This is a genomic window from Methylobacterium sp. WL116 (genome assembly GCF_008039455.1).
Lineage (GTDB): Bacteria > Pseudomonadota > Alphaproteobacteria > Rhizobiales > Beijerinckiaceae > Methylobacterium.
The window spans coordinates 1-10667 of record NZ_VRUV01000114.1; the positions used below are offsets into that span (position 1 = coordinate 1).

A 10667-nucleotide genomic window follows, 5' to 3' on the forward strand; every position below is an offset into this window, starting at 1 on the left:
TAGACTTCCACGGCAAACATCCTGGGCCCCTCCCGAAAGAGAAGCCTCTCCACTGGCCGGCTTTTACCCCGGCCGCATCAGCACCCCGCCGACGCTCCAGTGGATGGTTTTGTCACCGCCCTACACACGTTGGCGCGCCATGTCGAGCTCAACAATGCGGCGCGCATCGAGCGCCCGAAGCCTGCGCACAAGGGCCCTTCCGTCGACGACCCCTAAGCCACGGAGACGGCTGAGCGCATGGCGCGGATTTCCTCGCCCTGGGCGGCTACCGCCATCGTCAGGTCGTTCAGGGCCTGGACTAGGTCGTCCAGCCCCGCCCCCTCCGTTTCCTCCGCCGGCGCCAGCGCCGCCATGATCGCCTGCAGCATCCTGTCCTGCGCCGAGAGCCGTTCCAACACCGCGTCCATCTGCCTGATCTCCAGCTTGGGTAAGGGTTACGTCTTCTAGGCGCGCCCGGACGGCGGCCGCCGAGATGCGTGCGCCGTCGGTGGCCTTGCTGGCCGCTCCGATCAGGCGGGTTAGGAGATGCGCCGTCCCGTTCGCGTCGTGGACCACCGGCCCGGACCGCCCGGCATGAAGCCGGAGGCCACGCTCGCGCAGCGCAGCCCGGAGGCCCTCGCCGTCCTCCGATGCATGCCAGGCGGAAAGGGCGGCCGCCCGGACGGAGGCGAGGGGCACGCCCGTCCGTTCCTGGACCAGGCGCTCCGTCGGCGACAGGGCCGTCACGGGCCTTTCGGTGTCGAGCGTCCCGGAGGCCTCCAGCCAGGACGCTACGTCCACGCGGCCCTCCTCGCGGAGCGCCTTCGCGATGGCGCGTCCGTGCTTGCTCGGGACCGGCGGCAAGCCGTGCTCGAACTCGACGATTCGACTCACTTTCTCGCGTCTGGCGTAGTCCCAAGCGAGGTCCACGACGCCACCGTCCCGGCGGACGAGGCCGTAGACGCGATGCTCGTGGCGGCGGCCGTGCTTGTCGTGGACGGCCCCGCAGTAGGGCTGCGACGCGAGGCGGAACTCCTTCTCGAACAGGGTCCACCACCGGGCGCGGGCGCCTGCGTTGTCCGAGATCTCGATCTCGGGGTCGACGTGGACGTGATAGCAGGGCGCGTCCGTCCGGCCCCCAAGCGACATCGCGACGAGCTCTCGAACTTGGTGGAGGAGATCGGGGCTGCCGAGGCCCCGCGCGGGGATGACCTCGACGCTGTCGTTCTCGTCTTTCAGGAGATGGCGGGCCAGTGCATCGCCGCCCTTGCCCCTCATGGCGCCGCTGATCATGTGCGCCTCTCGAAACCGAGGATCACCGGCACCAGGACCTGCCGGGCGCGCTCCACCGCATCGACGGCCTCCCGCGTCCGGCCCGCCTGAGCCGCGAGGGACGCCTCGCCGAGATCCCGGACGCACGCGGCGAGGGCCGCCTGATCCTCGGGGGCCACGCGCACCCGCCGGCCCGAGGCGGCATCCACGGGGCTCTCGACGCCCAGCGCCTCCAGGGCGACTTGCCGGAGCCAGGCGCTGTCGGATGCCCCCGACGCGGTGGCCGCCTCGGCGACGCGGGCCCTCAGGTCGGGCGTCAGGCGGATGCCCAGGACGTTTGCGAGGGAGGTCTTGACGGTGGGGACCGGCCTCTTCGCCGGAGGCGTTTTCCGGGGGTCCACGGGGCGAAGCCCCTGGGAAGCAGAGACCGCCGGGGCGGGCTCGTTGGGTGCGCGTTGCGCACCCATGGCTGGCTCAACTCTGTCTGCCGTCTGACTGCGCAACGCGTCGTGCGCAACGGGGGAGATCGTCATGGCGTGGCGCTCCCTTACTTCGGGCCAGCGGGGACGGACGGGACGTCCGCTTTCGGGGTTTCGGCCGCTGGCAACCTGACGACGTTGCTCCCCGCCTTTCCACCGGCTCCGCCCGCACCCTCAGCCCGGCGCTTGAGGAGTGCAGCGGCCGCCGCGGCCCTTTGCGCGATGATGGCCTCGACGGCATCGGGGATGCGCAGGGGCTCAGGCTGAGGGATGCCGGCCGCCTGGGCTTCGGCGCGCTGACGATCCCGGGACCGGGCAGCCGACTCCCAAAGCTCGACATCGTCTTCCGACGCCCGCCGCAGGCGCACTCGGTAGACGGCGTCATCCTCATGCTCGCGGCTGGGGCTGATGCTGGGGAGTGCCGCACGGTGGGAGAGGCACAGATCGACGTACGCCACGAGGTCCCGACCGAGCGATGCCTCGGCCTCATGGCGCGTCACGCGCCCCAAGCCGTCCTGCGAAGGGGCGCACCCGGCCTGGGCCTGGAAGTACCTGACAGCGAGCCCGGCCGGGATCGCCCGAACGGTCTCCGTCGTCCGGATGCCGAGGGCGTAGGCGCGCTCGCGCAACTCGCGGGCGGACGGCTTGTTGCGCAGCAAGACGGGCGAATCCGGCTGCACAACAGGGTGCGCAACGGCCTGCACAACGCGCGGCCTCGGCGGCTCGTAGAGTGCACGCCGGCGGCCGCCAGGACCGGGTCCGGTCGAGGGCGCGCTGGCAACGGTGGTCGTCGGGTGAATGGCGTGGCGGCGCCCGTTCGGGCCGGGGCCGACGCGGACGGTCTGGGACGTCGCCGGCGCGAAGCCGAGGAACGCCATGACGGAGAGGAAAAAGGTCTGGAACACGGGGGCATCTCCATGGCGAGCGAGGTTCGTTGCGCCGCCATTGGGAATTGAAGCACTCGGCCCCCGCGCTCGCCTGGTCGCGAGCCCCTAAATCGGCTCCCTAGCCTGATTCATTTCGCCACAGCCAAGCTTGGGCCCTCTGAAACGCGTGCCGACGTCATGCGCACAGGTGCTGACATCCTCGCGGGGCGAGGCCAACGCCCTGTCGGGGATCGCGAAATCCGCGAAATTCCATGCACGGAAGGCCGGCTGAGGCTGGTGGCTCGCATGCCCGAGGCGGACGATCTCCTCTTTCAAGAGGAGGACGGATTCGCATGGGCAAGCGGGAGTTCTACTGGGTTCGTACGAGCGCCGAGGCGAAGGGTGAGGACGGGCTCCGCGTCGCCGAGGTCTACGTGCGGGACGGGCACCGCGACATCTATCTGACGGGCCGCGTCGAATGCTTCGACGAGCACCAAGTGAAGCTCATGGGGCGCATCGCTCTGCCGGGCGAGATCGACGCCGGCGGTGAGGCGACCGAGCGGTCCGCCCTGGAGGCCGCCGTCGACCGGATGGGTTGGCCCGAGATCAATGCCTACTATGCCGAGCTCAACCTCGGGCAGGGCATCGACGAGGACGCGGGAGGCTATTTCCTCCGGGCGCTCCGGCGCCTGTTCGGGCTGCCCTCGAACCGGAAGACGGTCGAGCGGTACCAGGCCGCGGCCCGGGCGATGATCGGGAGGGCGGCATGATCACGACACGGCGCTGGGGTGAGCCCATCCCCGATGACGGCATCACCTTCGAGCAGTTGCGGCCGCATGGTTGGGCACCCGGAAAGTATTGCGCCCCATGCCGAACCTGCAGGGAGACCCATTGGGACTGCGACAAGCGGGCCCGTTCCTGCCGTCCGTGCGCGGTGAAGGCGCTGAAGGCGGAACGGGCCAAGCCACCGGCTTCGGCGCAGACCGGCCCGGAGCCGACGGACGCCCAGGTGGTGGCCTTCGGCGACGCCTTCTACGGCAACCTGACCCAGTGGGGGTACTCGGAGCGCCAGCGGAACGGCCTCGCCGAGGACGTCCGCCGGGGGCTGCGGGCGGCCCTGGCCTTGGGGGTGGCCGCCCCGTCACCTACTGCCGACCTGGAGGCGATTTACCAGGCCGGGTTCGACGCGGCCCCGGTCGAGGGGGTCTTCCGAACCGACGTTGACCCGGACCGGATGCGGGCCGACATCGCGAGTCTGGTGGGAGGCGCGTCATGATGGGCCCCCACGTCATCCCCGACGAGATCGACGCGAAGCTGACACGCATGGCGGAGCGACCGATCTACACGATGGACCACCTGCGGAACCGAGCCGTCGCGGAGTTCGAGGAGGTGAGGCGTGAGCGCCTCTGGGCCGAGGGCAGCCGGAAGGCACGTCGGAAGGCGGCCGCCCGGGCTTGGAAGGGCATCGTGGCCGAGCCCTCGGCATCGGACCTTACGGACGCCATTAGGGCAACCTTCGCTGCGGCCGAGGCTGAGGTGGCCCGCAACAGGCGTATCGCCGAACACATGGAACGCACCCGCGAGTGGCAGGCCGTCCAGGCCCTGCAGGGGCGGATCATCGACAAGCTTCTCCCGGAGGAACGCGCCGCCCGGGACGCCGCCGCATCTGCGGAGAGCGACCGCGCCGAGGCCGAGTACGCATCGAGGAGGCAATCATGACCGACGCATGGGCCGGGCGCACCTTCACCAACGCGCCTCCGCTGAAGCTCGACGGCGTGCAACGCCGCTTCGTTGAGGCGATGTCGGAACCGGGCACCACGGTCCGGTTCCTCACGAACGGTGGGGTGACCCTCGGTCGCGACGACTTCGAGACCGAGGACGAATGGCGGGCGTTCCTCCGCCGGTTCGGCCTTTCCGGTCTGGCACCGGGATGCCGCATCCACGTCCGGCCCGCCGGAGATCGCGAGGTCCTCAGCGACGACGACACCACCTCGGTTCAGATCGCCTGGCACCGGGGCTTCCCGACGGTGTCCGACCGATGAGGCGCCGCGGCGAGGACGCCTCGACGCAGGCCTGGGCCTTGGGCAAGGCCGCGTCTCAGATCCGGCAAGCCCGGCGGGCCCTAGCGGCCGCCCTCGATCTGGCGGAGGATGCGCGCGCCCGGGCGGCCGTCACGTCCATGATGGCGGACATCGAGGGCGTCGCCCGGAGGGCCGACGCGATGAGGCTGCGCCTGAACGCAAAGTCCCCGATCAGGGACTTTGCCAGCGACCCCTGAGCCGCGGGTCCTGCCGGTCCTCGCCGCCGTCCTCGATGGCGACGCACGGGACGTTGCCCTTCCACTCGATGCAATACTGGGCGAGGCGGTCGAGGATGTCGTGGCACGGCATCGCCGGCCGGCAGCGCATGTGCGTCGTCCCGCCGGCGACGAGGCCGCAGGCCTCCATCAGCGGCTTCACCGCCTTGGCCCCGATTACCGCCCGGCAGGACGGTGGCCACTCGATGGTCTGGTGCGCCAGCGCGTAGGCCCGGGCCTTACCGTACGCCACCTGGTACTCCGCCGGCGTGGCCTTGGTGTAGCCCCCGGCCGCGGCCGGGACGGTGAAGAGGATGATGGCGACGGTGGCGATGCGCATGGCGGGCTCCTGTCTGATCGCTAGCAGATCCTCGCGGGGCGCGAATCGGGCGCCCCGCGAATATCGGGGGACGGCCCTCAGGCCGCCTCCGCCATCTGGGCCTGGAGGGAGGTCAGGAACCCCGCCGCCCGAGATGCCGCCGACGCGGCGGCGAAGATCGCCTTGGGGTCGCTCCGGAGAAGCTTGAGCCAGCTTGCCAGGTAGGAGGCGTGCGTCGGGTGCGGCTCGGCTTCCAGGCCCAATTCCGCCATCAGGAAGGCGGACCCGAGTTCGGCGATGAGCTCCTCGGCGGCGTAGGCCAGCGTCTTGAACCGTCCCGTCAGGTCCCGGTCGAAACGTCCCTTGGCCCCGCTCCAGTGGACGAGCTCGTGGGCGGCGGTGCTCGCGTACCCCTGAGCGGTGGCGAACCGGTCCCGCTTCGGGAGGACGATCCTGTCCTCGCTCGGCTGGTAGAAGGCGGCGTCCCCGCCGTGTGTGATCCGGGCGCCGGTGCGCTCGACGAACCCGTCGAACACCTCGGGGATGGTCCACTCGCTCGCCGGGTGGGGCTCTCCTGCCTCGGGCGCGCCCTCCACCTGTGAGGCGTTGAAGGCGTAGCTGGCCCGGGCCACGAAGCGCTTCCGGTCCTCGCCGTCGGTCTCGTACTCCTTGAAGAAGACCACCAGGGTCGACTTCTCGCCTCGCTTCACCTGGGCCCCGAGTTCGCCCCACTGCTTGTAGGTCGCCCAGCGGTCGTCCGAAAATCCGGCGGCCTGCGCACCGACCCAGAGCGACAAGGTGTTGATCCCGCGGTAGGCCTTCCCGGTCAGAGCGTTGCGGGGCAGGCCTCCGCCGGTCCGGTGCCAGGGGCAGGTCCACTGTCCGGTCTCGCCGGCTTCCATGGTCGCGACGATCTTGTCGGTGACGATCTGGTGGATGTCCTGGGCCATGGTGCTCTCCCGCTGGCCGCCCGATGCGGCCTCGATGGGAGGGCCTGGAGACGGCCGAGGGCGACCCGCACGCGCAGCGCCGGAACGGAGTGGAGGACCCCGATAGGGGTTGAGGGGAATAGCCCCGGCTGTCGTATGACCCCCCAATTCGAGAGGCCGAACGGAGCGCGCCGGGGGAGGTCCTGGCCCGGACCGTCCAGGGTGGTGGCGACGAGTCCCCGATCCGGGACAAACGCGAGGGCGGCAACCTCGCCCCCAGACCAACCCACGGTGGACAACCACGCCGACGGCAAGGGGTGCGTAACCGCGATCCGGCACGGTGCCGTCCTGCGGGAGGGCATGCGCATGACACCGGACCACGTGCGAACCGCCAACGCGATCCTCAGGCTGCAGGCGACCCTGAAGCCCCAGGTCGAACTCGTAGAGGAGATCGAGGCTGTCCTCGCCGGCATCGAGGCCGACGCACGCCCGGCAAAAGGGGTTGCAGCCCTGGCCGCTGCGACCGCCGAGCGCGACAAGATGCAGGACCGCCTCGACCGGCTCTACCGCGCCACCATGGTCATCCCGGAACTGCCGCACGAGTGGCTCCACGGCGTGCTCAAAGCACGGCTGAAACGGGAGGGCACCCTGGGATGGCTGACAAAGATCGGCTCGCTGGGCGGCCCACGAACGGGCTCGCTCCTCATCCGCGTCCGGGATCTCGGTCGTGACGGCGCCGCTCCGATGGGCCCGGATTGCCCGGTCGTGATCGCGATGATGCTGGAGGACGAGGCACGGGCGAAGCGGGGCGCGGCCTGATCGGCTCAGGCGGCCGCCCTCCGGCGGAATGGGACGACGCCCTGGGCGCGCGCCCACCTGGCCTCCAGCACCGCACGGATCGCCGCGTCGCTGCGCATGAACGAGTCGCAGGGCGTCGGGAACGTCGGGTTCCAGACGTCGAGGCAGAGGCCACGCTCGATCTCGCCGGCGGTGCGGCGACCGTCGCCGTCGGTGGTGACCTCGACGGTGCCGGTGATCAGCACGTCGCGGATGACGACGTCGGTGAAGGTCTCGATGGTGGTGGTCATGTAGGGCTCCCTGGGTCCCCGGCATGATGCCGCCGGCCGCGAGGCGACGCCATCAAGTCACTTGATGACCGCCCCCGGCGTGGCCTGGAACGGGACACGTGAGGCATGCGAACAAACGGCGTCCCGACCAAACATCGACCAAACATTGGTCGTGAATGGCGGCGTTTCGGGGCGCACGGCGGTGAACGGAACGGGGGCTGGCCCTCTACGGAAACGGTGTCTACAGAGGGAGCGCCTGCGGTCCGCGCCCCCGTTCGGGACGTGGGGGTCGCAGGTTCAAATCCTGCCACTCCGACCAAATTTCCCGAGAGTTCGCAGTCTCCTACTGCTCCCCTTCGGACCTGCCATCCGGTCGTGACCCGCTTTTCGCGCGGGCGCCCGGTCGAAACCCGGTTTTGCGCGCCGCGTCGAACCGCGCGAGGCTTCAGACGCCGAGGCGGCCGAGGCCCGGCAGCTTGAGGCCGGGACGGCGGATGTCGAGGCCGGCGACCGCGCCGAGGATGTTGACCTCGACGCCCTCGACCCAGCCGACCGTCAGCCCGAGATAGCCGCCGAGATTGATCCGGAAGCCGGTGCCCGAGGGCGTCGGGCCGGCCCAGCGGCCGTCATAGGGAAAATCCTTGCCGATCGCCGTCGCCGGCAGGCTCGCCCGCATCTCCGGGACGGAGCTCATCACCGCCGCCACGAAGGTGTTCGAGTTCGGCCCGGGCCAGAGGTGGTAGTCGCCGAGCTTCGCGTAGCGGTAGTTGGCGATGGTCTCGCGGATGCGCGGCAGCATCCGTTCCGCCTCGGCGCCGTCGGCGGCGAAGACCAGCTCCGGCGTGCTGCCGAACCAGCGCCCGTCCGGCACGAACCGGTCGACCCAGATCGGCATGCCCCAGGCGGTGTAGTCGAACCGCTTGTAGGCGCGGTCGCCGGCGCCCTTCACCACGATCCAGCTGTGGCTCGCGATGATGCCGCGCCAGCTCACCGTGCGGGCCGAGAACACCCGCACCACGGCCTCGGGGTTTTGGGCGGCCGGCCGGAGCAGCCCGGCGCTCGAGCGGTCGGCGGTGCGCCAGTCGGCGATGTCGTTCCGCAGGTAATACAGGGCCGCCGACACCGCGATCGGCGCGAGGAACACGATCACGAAGACGAGGAGAGCGATTCGGAGCAAGCGGGTCATGTCCAGGCGGGGCGGGGTGCCTCGGATCTAGGAACCTCGCCGGGCGGTTGGCAGAGCGGTGCGGCGTCATCGCGCCTCGGCCGCCCGTGCCCCGTTGCCCCTCCGTCGGTTGCCCTTCGGCCCAGGATTTTTCGCATGTGGTACCTCTACGGCGTCGTCCTGATCGCGGGCATCGCCAACGCGATCCAGCCGGGCCAGAACGCGGCCCTGGCCAAGGGCTTCTCGCAGCCGCTCACCGCCGGGCTCGTCGTCGGGATCTGCACGGCGACCACCGTTCTCGTCGTCGGGCTCGTCTCCGGCCGGCTCGCCTGGCCGTCGTCCGAAGACCTGGCCACCGTCCCGTGGTGGGGATGGTTCGGCGGCGTGTTCGGCGGCGGCATCGTCATCGCGCAGCTGCTCGTCGCCCGCCAGATCGGCGCCGGCGCCTTCCTCGGCCTGCTGGTCACGGCCGGCGTCGTCGCCTCGGTCCTGCTCGATCACTTCGGCTGGGTCGGCTTCGCGGTGCATCCGGCGACGCCGTGGCGGATCCTCGGCGGCGTCCTGATGATCGGGGGGGTCGCCCTCGTCGCCCTGTTCTGAACCGGTGCGCAGGCAGCGGGTGCAGGATCAGCCCGCGTCGTCGCGCGCCTTGCTGCCCGCAAAAGCCTCGCGAAACCCTGGCGTCGCCAGCGCGCCGAGGATGTCGCGCAGGGCCTCGGTGCGCGCCTGCCCGAAAGCCGCCTCGAAGCGCGCCTGCGCGTCCTGCCAGAGCGGGATCGTCTGCTCCAGCTTGGCCGCGCCGAGGTCGGTCAGCGCCACGCGGCGGACGCGGCGGTCGGCCGCGTCCGGGACGAGGCGAAGATAGCCGTCCCGGGCCAGCGGCTTCAGGGTGTGGCCGAGGCCGGACAGGTCCATCACCATCGCCTCGGCGAGCTGCCCCATGGTCGGGCTTCCCATCGCGCGGACGGTGACGAGGAGGCTGTGCTGGGTCGTTCGCAGGCCGCCGGGCGCCAGCACCTCGTCGTAGAGCTGCCCGATGTTTCGGGTCGCCCTGCGCAGCGCCGCGTTGCTGCACCGGCTCCGCGGGGCGATGGCGCAGCCGGTCGTCGCGTCGGTGCGGGCTCGCGTGCCCTTCGCCATCGTTCGTCTCGCGCCCCGGCCGGCTGGCCCGGCTGCCCGCAATTACCGGCATATGCATGCGTATAGCGGGATTCGACTCCGGCCGTCAGTCCCGTCGCGGGATACGGCCGGATGCCGAAGCTTCGGAGCCCGGAAGGGGTCAGCGCGGACGGCGCCCGGCGCCCCCGCCGAAGCGGCGGCCGACATAGGCGATCAGCTTCGGCACGATGAAGGCGGTGAGGAGCTTGCGGATCATGGAATCTGTCCTGTCTCTGGCGGTCAGCGCGCCGGGCGGAGCAGCCAACCGGCGACGAAGGCCACCGCGGCGAGCGCGAGGAGGGTGGTGGCGCGGTTCTCGTCGGCATAGCCGAGGGCCTGGCGGCCATAGGTCTCGCCGCGGCGGCGTGCGTCGCGCGCGTAGCGGCTGCCGTCGTCGAGGAGGCTCTCTCCGCGGCGGCGGGCTTCGCGGGCGAGGTGGGTTCCGTCCTCGATCACGTCCTCGGCCCGGTCGCGGGCGCGGCCGTAGGCGTACTGCGCGCCGCCGGCGACCTGATCGACCGCGCCGCGGACCTGGCGCCCGGCCTCGCCGGTGATGCCGCCCAGGGTGGATTGGGCGCGGCCCTTGAGGTGGCGCTTGGCGCCCCGGTATTCGTCGCGGTTCATGGTCGGCATCCGTCGGTTCGGGTGGAAAGGTGCGGGACGGCATCGGCCGCCGTCCCGCATCGTCGGATCGGCAAGGCGCGCGTCCCTCGGGACGCGGGCTTCGCTCAGAACTTGCTCTTCACCTTGTCGGCCAGGTTCTGGGCGCCGTCCTTGGCGTCGCCGACGGTCTTCTGGGCTTCGCCCTTCAGCTCCTGCGCCTTGCCCTCGGCGACGAGCTTGTCGTTGCCGGTGACGTTGCCGACGCCCTGCTTGACGTTGCCGACGGCCTCGTTGGCCAGGCCCTTGATCTTGTCGGTGGTGCTGCTCATCGAAAACGCTCCTTGTGCGATGTCATGGGAACCGGCCGATCCGACCGGCGGGAGGTCGGCCCCGGCGTGCCGGGGCCGGAGGGGTCAGGCGCGACGGGTGGTGCCGTAGGCCAGCGCCGGGTTGACGGCGCCGAAGCGGCCGCCGAGGAAGCCGGCGAGCGCGCCGAGGATCAGCGCGAGGGCGCCGTAGAACGCGCCCTGCGTG

General features: G+C 70.9%; 16 protein-coding genes. 6 read left to right on the plus strand and 10 right to left on the minus strand.

What is annotated here, in order from left to right; all coding sequences use genetic code 11:
• Positions 1-120: 120 nt before the first annotated feature.
• The 3 genes from FV223_RS11105 to FV223_RS11115 form a co-directional block, all read right to left on the minus strand.
• A complete protein-coding gene (locus FV223_RS11105) occupies positions 121-1272 on the minus strand; it encodes a hypothetical protein (protein ID WP_147727101.1) in 1152 nt (383 codons plus the stop codon).
• A complete protein-coding gene (locus FV223_RS11110; RefSeq protein WP_147727102.1) occupies positions 1269-1652 on the minus strand; it encodes a hypothetical protein in 384 nt (127 codons plus the stop codon). The genes FV223_RS11105 and FV223_RS11110 overlap by 4 nt, the downstream gene beginning before the upstream one ends.
• Before the next feature lie 146 nt (positions 1653-1798).
• Complete coding sequence (locus FV223_RS11115; protein ID WP_147727103.1) at positions 1799-2635, minus strand: hypothetical protein; 837 nt, start codon at positions 2633-2635, stop codon at positions 1799-1801.
• 314 nt (positions 2636-2949) lie between these two features.
• On the opposite strand from FV223_RS11115, the gene FV223_RS11120 reads away from it, so the two are divergent.
• Genes FV223_RS11120 through FV223_RS11135 form a run of 4 tightly spaced genes read left to right on the plus strand, consistent with a single transcriptional unit; the run spans position 2950 to position 4638 of the window.
• Positions 2950-3366: a hypothetical protein gene (locus FV223_RS11120; RefSeq protein WP_147727104.1), complete on the plus strand. Its 417-nt coding sequence runs from the start codon at positions 2950-2952 to the stop codon at positions 3364-3366.
• Positions 3363-3872: a hypothetical protein gene (locus FV223_RS11125; protein WP_147727105.1), complete on the plus strand. Its 510-nt coding sequence runs from the start codon at positions 3363-3365 to the stop codon at positions 3870-3872. Before FV223_RS11120 ends, FV223_RS11125 begins: the two co-directional genes overlap by 4 nt.
• A complete protein-coding gene (locus FV223_RS11130) occupies positions 3869-4315 on the plus strand; it encodes a hypothetical protein (protein ID WP_147727106.1) in 447 nt (148 codons plus the stop codon). Before FV223_RS11125 ends, FV223_RS11130 begins: the two co-directional genes overlap by 4 nt.
• Positions 4312-4638: a hypothetical protein gene (locus FV223_RS11135; RefSeq protein ID WP_147727107.1), complete on the plus strand. Its 327-nt coding sequence runs from the start codon at positions 4312-4314 to the stop codon at positions 4636-4638. Before FV223_RS11130 ends, FV223_RS11135 begins: the two co-directional genes overlap by 4 nt.
• A gap of 210 nt (positions 4639-4848) precedes the next feature.
• Here the strand turns inward: FV223_RS11135 and FV223_RS11140 are convergent, their stop codons facing one another.
• Positions 4849-5232, minus strand: coding sequence for a hypothetical protein (locus FV223_RS11140; RefSeq protein WP_147727108.1), 384 nt, complete (start codon positions 5230-5232; stop codon positions 4849-4851).
• Positions 5233-5309: 77 nt separating this feature from the next.
• The gene (locus tag FV223_RS11145) at positions 5310-6161 is read right to left on the minus strand and encodes a zincin-like metallopeptidase domain-containing protein (RefSeq protein WP_147727109.1); all 852 of its coding nucleotides are present in this window, start codon (positions 6159-6161) and stop codon (positions 5310-5312) included.
• Positions 6162-6506: 345 nt separating this feature from the next.
• Here FV223_RS11145 and FV223_RS11150 point away from each other — a divergent pair, with 345 nt between their 5' ends.
• On the plus strand, positions 6507-6959 hold the full coding sequence (locus FV223_RS11150; protein WP_147727110.1) for a hypothetical protein: 453 nt from the start codon (positions 6507-6509) through the stop codon (positions 6957-6959).
• A 5-nt stretch (positions 6960-6964) separates the two neighbouring features.
• Here the strand turns inward: FV223_RS11150 and FV223_RS11155 are convergent, their stop codons facing one another.
• Both FV223_RS11155 and FV223_RS11160 read right to left on the minus strand, forming a co-directional pair.
• Positions 6965-7228, minus strand: a complete 264-nt coding sequence (locus FV223_RS11155; protein WP_147727111.1) for a hypothetical protein — start codon at positions 7226-7228, stop codon at positions 6965-6967.
• Positions 7229-7652: 424 nt separating this feature from the next.
• A complete protein-coding gene (locus tag FV223_RS11160) occupies positions 7653-8393 on the minus strand; it encodes a DUF3750 domain-containing protein (RefSeq protein ID WP_147727112.1) in 741 nt (246 codons plus the stop codon).
• Positions 8394-8528: 135 nt separating this feature from the next.
• Between FV223_RS11160 and FV223_RS11165 the strand changes: the two genes are divergently transcribed.
• The gene (locus FV223_RS11165) at positions 8529-8972 is read left to right on the plus strand and encodes a DMT family transporter (RefSeq protein ID WP_147727113.1); all 444 of its coding nucleotides are present in this window, start codon (positions 8529-8531) and stop codon (positions 8970-8972) included.
• 27 nt (positions 8973-8999) lie between these two features.
• On the opposite strand, the gene FV223_RS11170 is transcribed toward FV223_RS11165, so the two are convergent.
• The 3 genes from FV223_RS11170 to FV223_RS11180 form a co-directional block, all read right to left on the minus strand.
• Positions 9000-9512 carry a MarR family winged helix-turn-helix transcriptional regulator gene (locus FV223_RS11170; RefSeq protein ID WP_147727114.1) on the minus strand — a complete coding sequence of 171 codons (513 nt, stop codon included), beginning with the start codon at positions 9510-9512 and terminating at the stop codon, positions 9000-9002.
• 258 nt (positions 9513-9770) lie between these two features.
• Positions 9771-10154: a CsbD family protein gene (locus FV223_RS11175; protein WP_147727115.1), complete on the minus strand. Its 384-nt coding sequence runs from the start codon at positions 10152-10154 to the stop codon at positions 9771-9773.
• 104 nt (positions 10155-10258) lie between these two features.
• The gene (locus FV223_RS11180) at positions 10259-10462 is read right to left on the minus strand and encodes a CsbD family protein (RefSeq protein ID WP_147727116.1); all 204 of its coding nucleotides are present in this window, start codon (positions 10460-10462) and stop codon (positions 10259-10261) included.
• Positions 10463-10667: the final 205 nt, after the last annotated feature.